This is a genomic window from Amycolatopsis sp. FU40, assembly GCF_021903635.1.
GTDB classification, from domain to species: Bacteria; Actinomycetota; Actinomycetes; order Mycobacteriales; family Pseudonocardiaceae; genus Amycolatopsis; species Amycolatopsis dendrobii.
Genome location: NZ_CP091381.1, coordinates 9,378,376 through 9,393,471, shown reverse-complemented (window position 1 = coordinate 9,393,471; position 15,096 = coordinate 9,378,376). Strand labels below are relative to the sequence as shown.

Here is a 15,096-nt window from a genome sequence, read left to right as displayed (position 1 = left end):
ACGTCAGCCCTTGCGCTTGTCGACAGCGTCGGTCAGCTGCGGCGCGACGTTGAACAGGTCGCCCACCACGCCGAAGTCGGCGATCTCGAAGATCGGGGCCTCGGCGTCCTTGTTGACCGCGATGATCGTCTTCGACGTCTGCATGCCGGCACGGTGCTGGATCGCGCCGGAGATGCCGAGCGCGATGTACAGCTGCGGCGACACCGTCTTGCCGGTCTGGCCGACCTGGAACTGCGCCGGGTAGTAGCCGGAGTCGACAGCGGCACGGGACGCGCCGACAGCCGCGCCGAGCGAGTCGGCCAGCTTCTCGACGACGTCGAACTTCTCCGCCGAACCGACACCGCGGCCACCGGAAACGACGATCGACGCCTCGGTCAGCTCCGGACGGTCGCCGCCGACGACCGGCTCGATGCCGGTGATCTTGGCGGACTTCGCCGGGTCCTGCGCAGGGATCTCGACGGTCTCCTCGGCGGCCGCGCCATCGGCAGCCTCCGCCTCGACCGCGCCCGGACGCACCGACACGACCGGCGCACCCTTGGCAGCCTTGGCCTTGACGGAGAACGCGCCACCGAAGATGGACTGGTCAACGGTGCCGTCGGCGTTCACACCGACCGCGTCGTAGAGCAGACCGGAGCCCAGCCGCAGCGCGACCCGCGCGGCCACCTCCTTGCCCTCGGCGCTGGCGGCGACGAGCACCGCGGCAGGCGAGACCTGCTCGGCGAGCTTCGCGAGCACGTCGACCTTCGGCGTCACCAGGTAACCGGCGGCGTCGTCGCCCTCGGCGACGTACACCTTCGCCGCGCCGTGGCCGGCGAGCGCTTCCTTGGCCTTCGCCGCGGTGCCGGTCGGGCCCACCACGACGGCGGAGGGCTCGCCGAGGGCTCGCGCAGCGGTCAGCAGCTCGAGCGTGACCTTCTTGACATCACCGTCGACGTGGTCGACGAGGACGAGTACTTCAGCCATTTTCCGGAATCCTCCTCGAAACCGTGTCTCAGATGAGCTTCTGCGCGACCAGGTACTCAGCGACCTTCGAGCCGCCGTCGCCCTCGTCCTCGACCTTCTCGCCCGCGGTGCGCGGCGGCTTCGGCGAGGCCTCGACGACCGTCGACCACGCGTTGGCGAGGCCGACCTCGCCCGCGTCGATGCCCAGGTCGGCGATGGTCAGCGTCTCGACCGGCTTCTTCTTCGCGGCCATGATGCCCTTGAACGACGGGTAGCGCGGCTCGTTGATCTTCTCGCTCACGCTCACCAGCGCCGGCAGGTTCGCCTCGAGGTGGGTGATGCCATCCTCGGTCTCGCGGTCGGCCTTCACGGCGGAGCCCTCGACGGTCAGCTGACGCACGTAGGTCAACTGCGGCACGCCGAGCAGTTCGGCGAGGATCGCGGGCACGGCGGCGCCGCGGCCGTCGGACGCCTCGTTGCCGGCTAGGATCAGGTCGAAGCCCTCGACCTTGCCGACGGCGGCGGCGATGACCTTCGCGGTGGCGATCGCGTCGGAGCCGTGCAGCGCCTCGTCGGACACGTGGATGGCTTTGTCGGCGCCCATGGAGAGCGCCTTGCGGATCGCGTCGGTCGCGCGGTCCGGGCCGACCGAGATCACGGTGACCTCGCCCTCGCCGGCTTCCTTGATCTTGAGGGCCTCTTCGACGGCCTTCTCGTTGATCTCGTCGAGCACGGCGTCGGCGGATTCGCGGTCAAGGGTGTTGTCGGAACCGGAGAGCTTCCGCTCCGAGTAGGTGTCCGGTACCTGCTTGACCAGGACAACGATGTTCGTCATGGGTCTTCTTCGACCTCCCGGTTGGGGCCGGCTCTCGGCCGCGGGACAGTGCTCTACTGAGCGGTAGATTAGGGGCAATTCCGCGGCCGGACCCCTCGAGGTGACGGCATTCACCTGGATGAGCAATCTAATGGGACCATCGTCCTAGTAGTTGACCGGTTAGCCCGTCCAGCGTGCCGCTCGCCCGATCGGAGCAACGGTCACTTACTCGCAGTAGGCCGTTAGGGGTTACGCTCCGGCACCATGTCCGCGCACATCGCCGTAGTCACCGACTCGACCTCGTGCCTGCCCGAGCAGCTCGCCGCCCAGTGGCGAATCAGTGTCGTCCAGGTCCAGCTGCATGTCGGCGACCAGACGGACGACGAGCACCGCTTCGACCGGAGCGAGCTCATCCAGACGATGAAGTCCGGCGCGGCCGTCACGACTTCGCCGCCCGATCCGGGCGCGTTTTTCTGGAGCTACCAGGACGCGGCCTCCGCCGGCGCGTCCGCCATCGTGAGCCTGCACATCTCCGGACGGCTTTCGCAGACCGTCGAAGCCGCCCGCGAAGCCGCCCAGCAGGTCCGGATTCCCGTGCACATTCTCGACAGCGGGACAGCGAGCATGAGTCTCGGCTACGCAGCGGTGTCCGCCGCCCGCGTCGCCGGAGCCGGCGGACAGCTCGAGCGAGTCCTGGACGCCGCGGAACGGCGAGTCCGCAGCTCAACCGAACTGATCTATGTCGACACGCTCGAGTACTTGCGGCGATCAGGACGGATCGGCGCCGCCCAGTCGATGCTCGGAAGTGCGTTCGCGATCAAGCCGCTGCTCACCGTCCGCAATGGAGAAGTGGGTCCGCTCGCCCGCGTTCCCGGCACTAAACGAGCGATGAACCGGCTCGTCGACCTGGCCGTGCAAGCGGCTGGCGACCAGCCGGTGGACCTCGCGGTGACCCGATTCGGCTCCGATGAAAGCGAGGTCGTCCGGCGGCTGCGGGAGCGCGTGCCAGGCGCGGGCGAGATCGTGGTGGGCGACGCGAGCACCGTGATCGGCGCTCACGTCGGCCCGGGCGCGCTCAGCATCACGGTGTCGCCGTCGAACTGACCTCGATTCGCCGCCCAGGGACCAAAAGCACCACGAGCGGCAGCAGGACCGTCACCGCGAGCCCGCCGATGATGAGCACCTGGTCGAGCTGCGGATAGTGCCCGACGTGACCCACGTGGTAGACGAGGTGCGGGACGGCGAACAGCAACGCCGCGATCGCCACCAGCCTCGCGATAGCTGTGGTGCCCATCACGGCAGCGCCCACCAGCATGGCGCCGAGCGCCAGGCTGAGGCCGCCGAAATCGATGATGAAGTGCTCGTTGTAGGGCCCGTCCATGGAGACCCAGCCGTGCCGGAACCCTGGAAAGTCCTGGTAAAACCCCATCGGGTCGAGCAGCGGCCAAAGCCCCTGCACCAGGGTGTAGAGACCGAGCAGGATCAGGAGGATGCGCGTGATCGTCCGTTGCATACCGCTGGAACGAGACGGCTGCGCGAAACGTGACAGGCGCTAGGGTCGCGCAGGTGACCAACGCAGCCACCCGGGCCGAGGCACTGCACCTCACCGGCGAACGAACCGTCCCCGGCATCCCCGAGGAGAATTATTGGTTCCGCCGCCATGAAGCCGCATACCTCGCCCTTCTCCCCCACTGCGCCGACGCGACCGTGCTCGAAGCCGGCTGCGGCGAGGGCTACGGTGCCGGGCTTATCGCCCAGCACGCCCGGCAAGTGCTGGCGCTGGACTACGACGTGCCGACCACCGAACACGTCACACGTCGCTATCCGGATGTCGCCGTCGCGCGGGCAAACCTGGCGTACCTCCCGCTAAGGGACGGCGCGGTCGACGTGGTGGCGAACTTCCAGGTGATCGAACACCTCTGGGACCAGGACGGTTTCCTCGCCGAATGCTTCCGCGTCCTGCGTCCGGGAGGAAAACTGCTGGTCACGACCCCGAATCGGCTCACCTTCACGCCGGACAGCGACACCCCGCTCAACCCGTTCCATACGCGCGAACTGGCACCATCCGAAATGGACGAGTTGCTGCGCGCAGCCGGGTTCACCGTGGCGGCGTTGCACGGGCTGCACCACGCCGAATCCCTGCGCAGCGTGGAAACCCGCTACGGCGGCTCGATCATCGACGCTCAACTGGACGTCGTCATGGGCTCGCTTCCCGGACAAGCCACCTGGCCCGCCGACCTCCTCGCGGACGTCGCAGCGATCCGGGCCGACGACTTCGCGATCCACAGCGACGACTTGGACGCAAGCCTCGACCTGATGGCCGTGGCGGTGCGCCCGTGAGCGCCCGGAATCCCGCGCCCGAAGGCACGTTCTGCCTCGTCCTGCACAGCCACCTGCCGTGGCTGCCGCACCATGGCAGCTGGCCGGTCGGCGAGGAGTGGCTGTATCAGGCGTGGACGCATTCGTATCTGCCGGTCGTCGACCTGCTGCGCCGTTTCGCCGCTGAGGGGCGACGCGACGTCCTGACACTCGGCATGACGCCAGTCCTCGCCGCGCAGCTCGACGATCCGTACGCCATCCGCGCGTGCCACGACTGGATCGGCCACTGGCAGCTGCGCACACAGCACGCATCGACGCTCTGGCATGGCGATCCATTGCTGCGCGACCTAGCCGCCGCGGAGCACCAGGCCGCGATGCACGCCACCGAGGAGCTGGAAACGCGCTGGCGGCACGGTTTCTCGCCGATTCTTCGGTCGCTTGTGGACAGTGACACGATCGAACTGCTCGGCGGACCGCTGGCGCATCCGTTCCAGCCGCTGCTGGACCAGCGAGTGCGACGGTTCGCCCTCCAAGCGGGGCTGGAGGACACCGCACTGCGCATTGGCCGCGCGCAAGAAGGTATTTGGGCACCTGAATGTGGCTATGCACCGGGAATGGAACGAGATTACCACGATGCCGGTGTGCGCCGCTTCCTAGTCGACGGCCCTTCACTCCATGGTGACACTTCCGCCGCACATCCGGTCGGCGACTCCGACGTCGTCTGCTTTGGCCGCGATCTTGAAGTCACCTACCGGGTTTGGTCGCCGAAAGCCGGCTATCCGGGCCATGCGGCGTATCGGGATTTCCACACCTGGGCACACGAAGTCGGACTGAAAGCGTCGCGCGTCACCGGAAAAACCGTTGAACCACAAGACAAATCTCCGTACGACCCCGCGCTCGCCGCGGAGGTTTTGGGTTCGCACGTCAAGGATTTCGTCGAAACAGTCGTCGCGCGGCTGAGGTCTCTCCGCGAGCAACACGACCGCGAGTCACTTGTGGTCGCGGCATACGACACGGAACTCTTCGGACACTGGTGGCACGAAGGCCCCGCGTGGCTCGAAGGAATCCTGCGCGCACTGCCCGAGGCCGGCGTCCGGGTGACCACATTGCGCGGCGCGCTCGAGGCTGGCCACCTAGGCGAACCGGTCCAGCTGCCGGCATCCTCATGGGGCTCCGGCAAGGACTGGCGAGTATGGGACGGCGAGCAGGTCGCGGACATGGTGCAGGACAACACCGCACTGCAGGCCCGCCTGCTCGACCTGGTCGATAAGCAGGACGGGACCACTCGCGACGCCGTTGCCGATCAGGCCGTCGCCGAGGCGATGATGGCGCTGTCCAGCGACTGGGCGTTCATGGTCACCAAAGACTCTGCCGCCGACTACGCCCGCCGGCGGGCCCGCGTGCACACCGAACGATTCGATGCCCTGGCGGGCTTGCTGCGCAGTGGGGATCGCGCTCGCGCGCTCGCCTTGGCCGAGGAATACCGCCGGGCCGACGGCCCGTTCGGACATCTGGACGCACGCGCCCTGCGGCGTCCTCGCGCATGACGATCGGAAGGAACTCCATGGGAATCCGCGACCTGCCCCTCAAGACCCTGGCCGGCGAAGACGCCACCCTCGGCGGACCGCTGGCAGGCAAGACGCTGCTCGTGGTGAACGTCGCGTCGAAGTGCGGGCTGACGCCGCAGTACACCGGTCTGGAACGCCTGCAAGAACGCTACGGAGACAAAGGCTTCTCGGTCGTCGGGTTCCCCTGCAACCAGTTCGCCGGTCAGGAGCCAGGCACGGCGGAGGAGATCCAGACGTTCTGCTCCACGACGTACGGCGTGTCGTTTCCGCTGTTCGAGAAGATCGACGTCAACGGCGAAGGGCGGCACCCGCTCTACGCGAGCATCACGGAAACTCCCGACGCGGACGGCGAAGCCGGTGACGTGCAGTGGAACTTCGAGAAGTTCCTGATCAGCCCGGACGGCAAGGTACTCGGCCGTTTCCGGCCGCGCACGGAGCCTGAAGACGAGACGATCGTCGCGGCGATCGAGGCAGCACTGCCTGCTTGAGCTACGGGTCCTGCTCTCCGGCCAGCGTTTATCGTGGTCGGAGAGCATTTGCCGTTTTTCGGCAACTGCCAGCGAACGCGGAGACGGCTGGCTTCCCAAGGAGACAGCCCGAGCCGTTGGTTGCCGCTCTTGCCGTTCAGTGGCGAAAGGCCCGTCGTTCATCGGCCTCTGATCGACCGCGGCGTCACCTCTTATCGGCGACTGGCGACCAATGGCGCGTTGCCCTGAGCGGACGTCGTCGCGCACCACAACGGCACCACAACGTCAGCCGTCTGCCACGCCGAGGATGCCGTCGCCGTCCAAAGGCTAGTTCGACGCCAAGGTCGACACAGCAACGTAGACGTTGACGCACCGGGTCCGGCTGGGCGATATTTCGCCAGCTTCGAGACACCGTTGCCCAGTTCGTCGCCAGTGAGCGGCGAAACGCGAGTCGGCTTGGGCCGCCCCCAAAGCCACAGCCCAGTGCAGGACTGCATGTCTTGCGTTGCCGTTCAATGGCGAACCGCAGGTCAACGGCTGTCCGAAGCCTCGCCAGCCAGCTCGGCAGCGGTCTTCACCTCGGGGTGCGAACCCCGCGCGATCACCGCTCGGTTGTGGTTCGCGGCGTCGTCGAAGTCGAGCTTCTGCACTCGACGGTCGTAGGTGAGGAGGCCGTTCACTTCGTTTTCGACATCCGTGGTCTGAGTATAGATCGCGCCGGACAATCCCAGATCGGAAACCAGCCGTTCGAGGCGCTCGCTCACCTCCGCGTACCTGCGAGTGAGGTGCGCGGAGTCAGTCGCCATTTCATAGGCATTGGGCGGACCTGGCCAAACGTGGTCTTCGAGAACCAAGCCCAGGCCGCCGTATTCGCCGTCCACCAATGCGCGATGGTCCCCCTCGTGCGGCTCTCCCGGCCCGACGTACGTGTGATCGTCGTAGATGTCGCCAGCACCGGTGTCCGCGCGAGAGAAGCAGCAGTTCACGCCGCTGTTGGCGATCACCAGCCGCGTCGGGTCGAGTTCCTTCACGAGCGCCGCGATCCGGGCCGTGTCGAATTCTCCCCAGCCTTCGTTGAACGGCACCCAGGCGACGATCGACGTGACGTTGCTCAGCTGCGCAACCATTTCCCGCAACTCGGCCTCGAATCGGCGTTGACCTTCGGGCAACGGATCCGGCGCGTGACCGGGCGGTCCGGCGAACGAGACGACCAATGACGGCATGTCCTGCCAGACCGCCAAACCCAGCCGGTCCGCCCAGTAGTACCAGCGCGCGGGTTCGACCTTGACGTGTTTGCGGACCAGGTTGAACCCGAGCTCCTTCGTCTTCTCCAGATCGAACCGGAGTGCCTCGTCCGTCGGCGCGGTGTAGCCGCCGTCCGGCCAGTAGCCCTGGTCGAGTGGTCCGTGCAGGAAAGTGATCCGGCCGTTCACCGCGATCCGTGGCTGTCCGTCGGCATCCGGGACGATTTCTACCGTTCGCAGGCCGCAATAACTGGCGACTTCGTCCAATACATCACCGTGCGCATCGAGGAGACGGACGGTGATGTCGTACAGAAACGGATCATCAGGGGACCACAGATGCGGTTCAGGAAGATCGGCCCGCAGCCGCGCGCCAGCGGCGCCCCGGACGCGCACTGCCTCGTCGCCGTTTGGCGGCGAAACGATCAGCTCCACTTGGGCACCGCCGGTGACCTGTGGGAACACAGATACGCCGGACAGGTCCGAGGTCATTTCGACGGAGGAAATGCGCTCGTTCGGCACCGGCTCGACCCAGACGGTCTGCCAGATTCCCGACGTCGGGGTGTAGCAGATACCGCCAGGTTCGTTGCGCTGCTTGCCGATCGGGTACGGCTCGATGTCCGTACGGTCCTCTGCGCGAACGGTAATTTCCTGCGGCCCCGATGCACGGAGCGCATCTGTGATGTCCGCGGAGAACGACGTGTAGCCGCCCTCATGGGTGACCACCGTCTGGTTGTTGACCCGCACCTCGGCTTTTTGGTCGACTGCACCGAAATGCAGCAACACCCGCCGCCCGATCCAGCATTCCGGGACCTCGAACAACCGCCGGTACCACAGCACTTCGTCGCGTCGGCCGATTCCGGAGAGCGCCGATTCCGGCGCGAAGGGAACCAGGATGCGCTCGCTGTACCCGACAGGTCGCGGCTCCGCGGGCGAAGCAGGCCATCCCGCGTACTCCCAGATGCCGTTGAGGCTCAGCCATTCCGGCCGGCGGAGCTGGGGGCGCGGGTACTCGGGCAGCACCGCGGCCGGGTCGACTCGGTCGGTCCACGGGGTGGTCAGTGGCGAATCCGCTCGCTGCCATTCGGGCTCTGTTGGAGTCATCAGTGGTCATGGTGGCAGAGAACCGCGGTCCGCGGCACGGCTTGAGGGCTGCTCGAACAGCCGGTGCCCGGGTCCTGCTCGACGACTACGCCGGCTGTCTGTGGCCGCTGGCTGGCAACTGATCCTCGATGGAAGCTCCTCGGGTTGAGCAGTGGGCTACCGTCGACGACCTCCTCGCCGCTTAGCGGCTAACCGCTGGTCAGCGTGCTTCAGCCCCGGGTACTGCGGCGCGTGCGAGTTGCGCATGGCGGCCGGTGGCCCTAGCCGGAGCTGGCGCTTCAGCCGGGTGGTCGCTTCTGCTCGAGGCGGGGAGCTGAGCTGCGGAGATGCGGGCGTCGCGAGCTGGCACAACGGCCAGACGGAGCTGTTGCCCTTTTTTGGCGAAACGCTCTGACCAGCGGAGTCTTCCCTGCTTAGCCACTTTTTCGCCGGGTGACGACGAGTCATTCCGGCGGTCGTTCGGGCGGCCGCCCCGGGGTAAGCGACTGGCGAGTAACCTCGGGCCATGCGCGTGCTGATGTTGTCCTGGGAGTACCCGCCGGTGGTCATCGGCGGGCTGGCCCGGCACGTTCACGCGCTGGCGAGGCACCTCGCACAGCAAGGCCACGACGTCGTCGTCCTCTGCCGGCACACCGCGGGCACCGACGCCTCGACGCATCCGCGCAGCGATCGGGTCATCGAGGGGGTCCGCGTCGTCCGTGTGGCCGAGGATCCGATGCACCTGACTTTCGAGCGGGATCTCGTCGCGTGGACGCTCGCCATGGGCCACGCCATGATCCGGGCGGCGCAGGATTTGCTCCGCACGTGGCAACCCGATGTCGTCCATGCCCACGACTGGCTGGTCACGCATCCGGCGATCGCGGTCGCCGAGGCTGCCCGGGTGCCGCTCGTCGGGACGATCCACGCGACCGAAGCGGGCCGCCATTCGGGGTGGCTGTCGCATCCGCTCAACCAGCAGGTGCATTCGGTCGAATGGTGGCTGGCCAACCGCGCCGACGCGGTGATCACCTGTTCGCAGGCCATGCGCAAGGAGGTCGCGCACCTCTTCGAAATCGACTCGGCCGACGTCGCGGTGATCCACAACGGCATCGAGGGGCGCAGCTGGCGCGTGTCGTCCGGCGAGGTCGCGAGGATGCGAGAGCAGCACAGTCCGGACGGGGCTCCGTTCCTGCTGTTCTTCGGCCGGTTGGAGTGGGAAAAGGGCGTGCAGGACCTGCTGGCCGCGCTGCCCAGGATCCGCCGCCAGTTCCCGGGCACTCGGGTGGTCGTCGCCGGAAAAGGGCGACATCACGACGAACTCGTCGCGCAGGCTCGCAAGCTGCGGATTCGCCGGGCGGTGGACTTCGTCGGCCATCTTTCCGACCGTGACCTGCGAGCTCTCCTCGCTGCGACCGATGCGGTCGTGCTGCCGAGCCGGTACGAGCCGTTCGGGATCGTCGCGCTGGAGGCTGCTGCCGCGAAAGCACCGCTGGTGGCGTCGACCGCGGGCGGGCTCGGCGAGGTTGTCATCGACGGCGAGACCGGCTTGGCCTTCGCGCCGGGTGACGTCGCTGGCCTCGCCTCGTCCGTGACGACGGTCTTGAGCGACGTTCCGGCCGCGACCCGGCGTGCGCGTGCGGCGCAGGCCCGGCTTGGCGCGGACTTCGATTGGGGACGGATCGCGGAGGCGACCGTCGAGGTTTACCGGCGGGCTCGAGTCGGCGAACCGGTAGAGTTGGGGCGGCCGAAGATCGCTACTGGCAATGCGTTCGAAGTGTAAGGTAAGCGCTGGTCAACAGCGGTTGGCGAGATTCGCCGTTCAGTGGCGAATGCCTGGTCAGGGCGCTTTCAGCGGGGGTCGACGGCGGCGATGAGGTCGCGGTAGTCAGGGTCTGCTGCCACGCGGTCGAAAGCGTTCGCCAGGGCGGCTTCATAGACCGGGACGGCTTTGCGCAACGTGACTCGTCCGGCATCGGTGATTCCGGTGTAGACGCCGCGGCGGTCGTATTCGCAGAGACGTCGTTCGGTCAGACCGGTCCGCTCGAGTCGGCCCACCAGACGGGTCGCGGAGCTCTGGTTGAGTGACGTCGCGTCCGCGAGCTCCTGCATGCGGAGTTCGCCGTCGGGGCGATCGGCCAGCGACATCAAGGCGACGAATTCCGAGAAGCCCAGGTGCAGCTGCCGTTGCAAGGCCTGCTCGACCTCGTGGTCGATACGGCTGCGAAGCGCCACCATGCGGGGCCACATCGCACCGAGGGTGGTGAGTTTCGCCCCCGTCTGCTTGCGACCAGGGGAAGGTGTGGTGGTCACGCGAACGACCTCTCCGGCAAAGCCTTGTCCGGCGTCGAGAAATGACGCCGAGACCTCTTGTATAGCACATGTGCGTGCATGCAATTGAGCGTTCGGCGAGCCTCTCGTTGTCCGGAGGTCGCGGGCGACCTGCATGGCATTGAGCGGTGGGAGAACTCGGCGTTTCTGGCTGTGCAAGAGTCTCGACCGCTCGGCGGAACCGCTCAGGGCAACGTCTGCAGGAACTGCTGCAGCAACGGGTTGACCCGCTCCGGATGAGTCAGGGTTGGGGAGTGCGCCGCGCCGTGGATTACGTGCACGTTGCCGGCGTTCAGGAGGCGTTCGCTCAGCAGGTTCATGCGGTCACGCGGAAGGGAGACATCTTGCTCGCCCCACATCAGCAACGCCGGGCAGGTGATTTCGTTCAGGCGCCCCGAGATGTCGTCTCGCTCCAGCAGGCAGTGCGCGGCCGGGCCCAGCGGCAGTGCGAGTACGGCACGCCATCGTGCACGTAACTCGTCACGCAGGTCTGATTCTCCGAGCAGTTGTGTCGACAGCGGTATGGTGAGGTCATCAATTGGGCCGTATTCGCGCAATGCGGCGAACATGTCGCCATAGGCGGCTTTGTCGGCTGGGTCGCACGGTGTTGCTTCGGTGTCCCATAGCACCAGGCCTGCGACCCGTTCGGGTGCCAGCAATGCAATTCGTAGCGCGGTGAAGCCGCCTTGGGACAGTCCGCCTGCGACAGCGCGTTCGATACCCAGGCGGTCAAGCAGGCCGAGCGCGTCCCGGGCTTGGTCCCAGTAGGTGTATGACGTGCCGGGGTCGTTATCTGGGGTTTGTCCGTGGCCGCGGGCGTCCCAACTGATCAGGCGCCACTCCGGCGCGAGCACCGCTGCTTGTGGCGAGAACGTCGAGTGGTCCAGGAAGTAGCCATGTCCCAGGAGCAAGACCGGTCCGTCTCCCCCGGTGTCGGCGAAGAAGATCGGGCGGTCGTTGACAGTCGCCATGGGCATTGGCTGGCCTCCAGGTTCGTCGCAAACATTGGTGCCGCGCCGGTGCAGCGTAGTGACGAAAACGCGATCACGGGGCCTGCGGCCAGAACCTCGCGGGTTCGCTGCCAGCTGGTGAAAGTCGCGGGCCTCGGGCTGGATACGGTCAGTCGCCAGCCTTCGCCGAATCGGTTGAACCGCCGGCGAGCTTGAGGCAGATGACCCCGGCGATGATCACTGCCAGGAACAGGATGCGCAGCGGTCCCAGACTTTCGCCGAAGATGATCGCGCCGAAGATCGCGGCGCCGCTCGCGCCGATACCGGTCCAGACCGCGTAGCCGACGCCGACGTCGATGGTGCGCAAGGCCAGGCTGAGCGTGAAAATCGTTGCGGCGGCCGTAATCACCGTGGCGATCGACCACGGCAGGTTGGTGAAACCTCGGCTGCCGTCCGTGCTAACGGCGAAGGCGATTTCGCAGACTCCGGCGAAGAGAAGAATGCCCCATGCGCGGCGAGTGGTCTGCGTCCTCTCCGGTGCGATGGCCGGTGCTGCTTCGGGCTGAACGGACACGGCGGAAATCCTTTCGGGAGCGGGAAAGAGGGTCAGGCACCGGTCAGCTGGAGACCGATGATCCCGCAGATCACCAGGCCGAAACCGATGAGCTTGCGCCAGTTGAGCTTCTCTTTGAAGATCAGCGCGCCCAGCAGCACGATGCCCACCGAGCCGAGACCGGTCCAGATCGCGTAGCCGACGCCGACATCCAGGGTCAGCAGGGCCCGGCTGAGGAAGAAAATGCCGCCAGCCGCCATGACCAGCGTGAACACCGACGGCCACAGCTTGGTGAACCCGTCCGTAGCGTTGGCACCGAGCGCGAAGGCGATCTCGAAGAACACAGCGATGCCGAGGTAAAGCCAGTGCATGGTTTCTCCGGGTGCGAGTGAGGTTGGAAGCTGCTCGGCACCCTCGCCGGCGACGCTCCCCCAGGTAGTTACTTGTGCAATATATGTATGTCGAATCAAATAAGCAAGGGGTGTTCGACAGGTGGGCGGAGCAGTGCCGGGTGCCAGTTGAGGAAGGGAGCCGCGGTGGCCGGAAGCGCGGTCGAGCACGCTTGAAAGTGGGCGTTGACCAGGTATTCGCCACTGAGCGGCAACGGCGGTTCGGCCGGGCGAGATCGGAGTCGGAAACTTCGGCGCAAGCTCGTTCGCATCACCGGCCAGACTGGGCGAGAAGCCGGGATCTTGGCGGGATAGTCCGTTAAGAGAACGCGACCACGGTCTGGAGACCGGTCGGGTGGAGCGGGCGAGATCCATCGGGACGGACGTGTCACAGACTCGGCCGCACCTGGCGTCTGACGCTGGGGCCCGTGTCCGAACTGGGGAACGCAGTCGAACCGGCAGCGATGCTCAGTCAGATCCGAGCGGGAGGCAGGATCAAGCGAGCCTTAACGTCGCACGGGGATTCGCCGCTGAGCGGCCACGGCACGGCCGCCCCGGACGGCACCCCGGGTTTTCCGGAGTTCGGGGCAGCGTCCGAGCGGAAGTGCAGCAGAACCCCAAGCCAAAGATTGAAGGATCGAACCCCGAGAAGCCGAAAACCCGCGCCCCTCGCCTCTCGGCGGCGAAGGAGCGCGGGTCCGGAAAGACCCGGGCCCGGTGGCGGGGAGCCTCCGCCACCGGACCCGTCCCCTGCACCATCCCAAAATGTGGTGCGGGGTAACCGGTCGCCGGTGGTCAGGTCACTGGCGACCGGAGCCTGTCACCGCTCAGTCAGGTAGCGGGCGTAGGCGACAGTCGTGAGGAAGCTCGGCAGCTTCTCGCCAAGAGCGGTCTCGGTGAAGATCGCGCGGGCGTCGTCGAGGCGGGCCGACGCGCCGAGGTCGGTGCGGACCTTCGCCAGTTCGTCGTCCAGGAACTCGACGGCCAGCTCGTGGGTCAGCGCCGTGCCGTCCTCGAGCTTCGTGCCGTTGCGGATCCACTGCCACACCTGGCATCGCGCGATCTCCGCCGTCGCGGCGTCCTCCATGAGGTTGTGGATCGCCGCGGCACCGGTGCCGCGCAGCCAGGAGTCGATGTAGCGCAGGGCGACATTGATGTTCGCCCGCACGCCCGCTTCGGTGACCTCGCCGCCGGCGCTCGCGACGTCGAGCAGGTCCGAAGCGTCGACAGCCACGTCTTCACGCAGCTTGCCGAGCTGGTTCGGCCAGCCGCCGAGCACCTGGTCGAATACCTCGCGACACACCGGGACCAGGCCGGGGTGCGCGACCCAGGAGCCGTCGAAGCCGTCGCCGGCCTCGCGTTCCTTGTCCTGGCGGACCTTCTCCAGCGCGTTCTCGTTGGTGACCGGGTCCTTGCTCGGGATGAACGCGGCCATCCCGCCGATCGCGTGCGCTCCGCGGCGGTGACAGGTGCTGACGAGCAGTTCGGTGTAGGCACGCATGAAGGGGACCGTCATCGTCACCTGGGCACGGTCCGGCAGCACGAAGTCGGCACCGTGCGCGGAGAAGTTCTTGATGACGCTGAAGATGTAGTCCCAACGCCCAGCGTTCAGGCCGGCCGCGTGCTCGCGGAGTTCGTAGAGGATCTCGTCCATCTCGAAGGCCGCGGTGATCGTCTCGATCAGCACGGTCGCGCGGATGGTTCCGCGCGGGATGCCGAGTTCCTTCTGCGCCAGCAGGAACACGTCGTTCCACAAGCGCGCTTCCTGGTGGCTTTCCAGCTTCGGCAGGTAGAAGTACGGGCCGCTGCCGCGGGCCAGGAGCTGCCGGGCGTTGTGGAAGAAGTACAGGCCGAAGTCCACGAGGCTCGCCGAAACCGGGCGGCCGTCGATGCGGATGTGCTTCTCGACCAGGTGCCAGCCGCGGGGGCGGGCGACGATCGTCGCCGGGTCGTCGCCGATCGTGTAGCGCTTGCCGGCCTCGGTGGTGAAGTCGATGTTGCGGCGGATCGCGTCGAACAGGTTGAGCTGGCCGTCGACGACGTTGTGCCAGGTCGGCGAGGTCGCGTCCTCGAAGTCCGCCAGCCAGACCTTCGCGCCGGAGTTGAGCGCGTTGACCGTCATCTTCCGGTCGGTCGGGCCGGTGATCTCGACGCGCCGGTCCTCCAGACCGGGCGCGACGGGGGCGATGTGCCAGCTCTCGTCCGACCGGATCGACCGCGTTTCGGGCAGGAAGTCCAGCTGCTCCTCCCCCGACTGCAGCCGCTCGCGACGGCGGCGGCGCTCGTCGAGGAGTTCGCGGCGGCGTCCGGCGAAGGTGTTGTCGAGTTTGGCTACGAAGTCCAGTGCTGCCGGAGTGAGGATCTCGGCGAAGCGGCCATCGGCGGGCCCGGTGACCTCGATGCGGGTGTTCAACGTGTCAGCCATCTCGTACCTCCGCGAAG

Annotated in this window: 14 protein-coding genes; 5 read left to right on the top strand and 9 right to left on the bottom strand. The window is 66.9% G+C overall.

The genetic code is table 11. The features are described from left to right. Nucleotides 1–3 precede the first annotated feature (3 nt). The gene (locus L3Q65_RS44510) at nt 4–963 is read right to left on the bottom strand and encodes an electron transfer flavoprotein subunit alpha/FixB family protein (RefSeq protein ID WP_037811816.1); all 960 of its coding nucleotides are present in this window, start codon (nt 961–963) and stop codon (nt 4–6) included. 28 nt (nt 964–991) lie between these two features. Beyond that, nucleotides 992–1,777, bottom strand: coding sequence for an electron transfer flavoprotein subunit beta/FixA family protein (locus tag L3Q65_RS44505; RefSeq protein WP_037811817.1), 786 nt, complete (start codon nt 1,775–1,777; stop codon nt 992–994). 243 nt (nt 1,778–2,020) lie between these two features. Here L3Q65_RS44505 and L3Q65_RS44500 point away from each other — a divergent pair, with 243 nt between their 5' ends. Next, nucleotides 2,021–2,860 (top strand): DegV family protein, encoded by an 840-nt coding sequence (locus L3Q65_RS44500; RefSeq protein ID WP_182892248.1) that lies wholly within the window; start codon nt 2,021–2,023, stop codon nt 2,858–2,860. Here L3Q65_RS44500 and L3Q65_RS44495 read toward each other — a convergent pair. Next, nucleotides 2,838–3,269 carry a hypothetical protein gene (locus tag L3Q65_RS44495; protein WP_182892249.1) on the bottom strand — a complete coding sequence of 144 codons (432 nt, stop codon included), beginning with the start codon at nt 3,267–3,269 and terminating at the stop codon, nt 2,838–2,840. The genes L3Q65_RS44500 and L3Q65_RS44495 overlap by 23 nt on opposite strands. 53 nt (nt 3,270–3,322) lie before the next feature. On the opposite strand from L3Q65_RS44495, the gene L3Q65_RS44490 reads away from it, so the two are divergent. The 3 genes from L3Q65_RS44490 to L3Q65_RS44480 are packed head-to-tail and all read left to right on the top strand — an operon-like array spanning nt 3,323 to nt 6,131. Continuing rightward, nucleotides 3,323–4,096, top strand: coding sequence for a class I SAM-dependent methyltransferase (locus L3Q65_RS44490; protein ID WP_237598323.1), 774 nt, complete (start codon nt 3,323–3,325; stop codon nt 4,094–4,096). After that, a complete protein-coding gene (locus L3Q65_RS44485; RefSeq protein WP_237598322.1) occupies nt 4,093–5,622 on the top strand; it encodes a glycoside hydrolase family 57 protein in 1,530 nt (509 codons plus the stop codon). Before L3Q65_RS44490 ends, L3Q65_RS44485 begins: the two co-directional genes overlap by 4 nt. A gap of 17 nt (nt 5,623–5,639) precedes the next feature. Continuing rightward, complete coding sequence (locus L3Q65_RS44480) at nt 5,640–6,131, top strand: glutathione peroxidase (RefSeq protein WP_182892252.1); 492 nt, start codon at nt 5,640–5,642, stop codon at nt 6,129–6,131. Between the two features lie 509 nt (nt 6,132–6,640). Here L3Q65_RS44480 and L3Q65_RS44475 read toward each other — a convergent pair. After that, a complete protein-coding gene (locus tag L3Q65_RS44475) occupies nt 6,641–8,455 on the bottom strand; it encodes a glycoside hydrolase family 2 protein (RefSeq protein ID WP_237598321.1) in 1,815 nt (604 codons plus the stop codon). A 505-nt stretch (nt 8,456–8,960) separates the two neighbouring features. Here L3Q65_RS44475 and L3Q65_RS44470 point away from each other — a divergent pair. Next, on the top strand, nt 8,961–10,214 hold the full coding sequence (locus tag L3Q65_RS44470; RefSeq protein ID WP_182892254.1) for a glycosyltransferase family 4 protein: 1,254 nt from the start codon (nt 8,961–8,963) through the stop codon (nt 10,212–10,214). Between the two features lie 68 nt (nt 10,215–10,282). Here the strand turns inward: L3Q65_RS44470 and L3Q65_RS44465 are convergent, their stop codons facing one another. From L3Q65_RS44465 to aceB, 5 genes are all read right to left on the bottom strand, one after another. Next, on the bottom strand, nt 10,283–10,744 hold the full coding sequence (locus tag L3Q65_RS44465) for a MarR family winged helix-turn-helix transcriptional regulator (protein ID WP_237598320.1): 462 nt from the start codon (nt 10,742–10,744) through the stop codon (nt 10,283–10,285). 203 nt (nt 10,745–10,947) lie between these two features. After that, nucleotides 10,948–11,733, bottom strand: coding sequence for an alpha/beta fold hydrolase (locus L3Q65_RS44460; protein ID WP_237598319.1), 786 nt, complete (start codon nt 11,731–11,733; stop codon nt 10,948–10,950). A 148-nt stretch (nt 11,734–11,881) separates the two neighbouring features. Beyond that, a complete protein-coding gene (locus L3Q65_RS44455; RefSeq protein ID WP_182892257.1) occupies nt 11,882–12,286 on the bottom strand; it encodes a multidrug efflux SMR transporter in 405 nt (134 codons plus the stop codon). Nucleotides 12,287–12,318: 32 nt separating this feature from the next. Next, nucleotides 12,319–12,636, bottom strand: a complete 318-nt coding sequence (locus L3Q65_RS44450) for a multidrug efflux SMR transporter (RefSeq protein ID WP_182892258.1) — start codon at nt 12,634–12,636, stop codon at nt 12,319–12,321. Nucleotides 12,637–13,474: 838 nt separating this feature from the next. Continuing rightward, entirely contained in the window at nt 13,475–15,079 is a 1,605-nt protein-coding gene (gene aceB / locus L3Q65_RS44445; RefSeq protein ID WP_237598318.1) for a malate synthase A, read from the bottom strand. Nucleotides 15,080–15,096: the final 17 nt, after the last annotated feature.

Bases quoted from the DNA above. Each gene is read 5' to 3' on its own strand.
- L3Q65_RS44480 (WP_182892252.1), top strand. From the start codon at position 5,640: ATGGGAATCCGCGACCTGCCCCTCAAGACCCTGGCCGGCGAAGACGCC.
- L3Q65_RS44510 (WP_037811816.1), bottom strand. From the start codon at position 963: ATGGCTGAAGTACTCGTCCTCGTCGACCACGTCGACGGTGATGTCAAG.
- aceB (WP_237598318.1), bottom strand. From the start codon at position 15,079: ATGGCTGACACGTTGAACACCCGCATCGAGGTCACCGGGCCCGCCGAT.
- L3Q65_RS44470 (WP_182892254.1), top strand. From the start codon at position 8,961: ATGCGCGTGCTGATGTTGTCCTGGGAGTACCCGCCGGTGGTCATCGGC.
- L3Q65_RS44450 (WP_182892258.1), bottom strand. From the start codon at position 12,636: ATGCACTGGCTTTACCTCGGCATCGCTGTGTTCTTCGAGATCGCCTTC.
- L3Q65_RS44460 (WP_237598319.1), bottom strand. From the start codon at position 11,733: ATGGCGACTGTCAACGACCGCCCGATCTTCTTCGCCGACACCGGGGGA.
- L3Q65_RS44500 (WP_182892248.1), top strand. From the start codon at position 2,021: ATGTCCGCGCACATCGCCGTAGTCACCGACTCGACCTCGTGCCTGCCC.
- L3Q65_RS44495 (WP_182892249.1), bottom strand. From the start codon at position 3,269: ATGCAACGGACGATCACGCGCATCCTCCTGATCCTGCTCGGTCTCTAC.
- L3Q65_RS44475 (WP_237598321.1), bottom strand. From the start codon at position 8,455: ATGACTCCAACAGAGCCCGAATGGCAGCGAGCGGATTCGCCACTGACC.
- L3Q65_RS44505 (WP_037811817.1), bottom strand. From the start codon at position 1,777: ATGACGAACATCGTTGTCCTGGTCAAGCAGGTACCGGACACCTACTCG.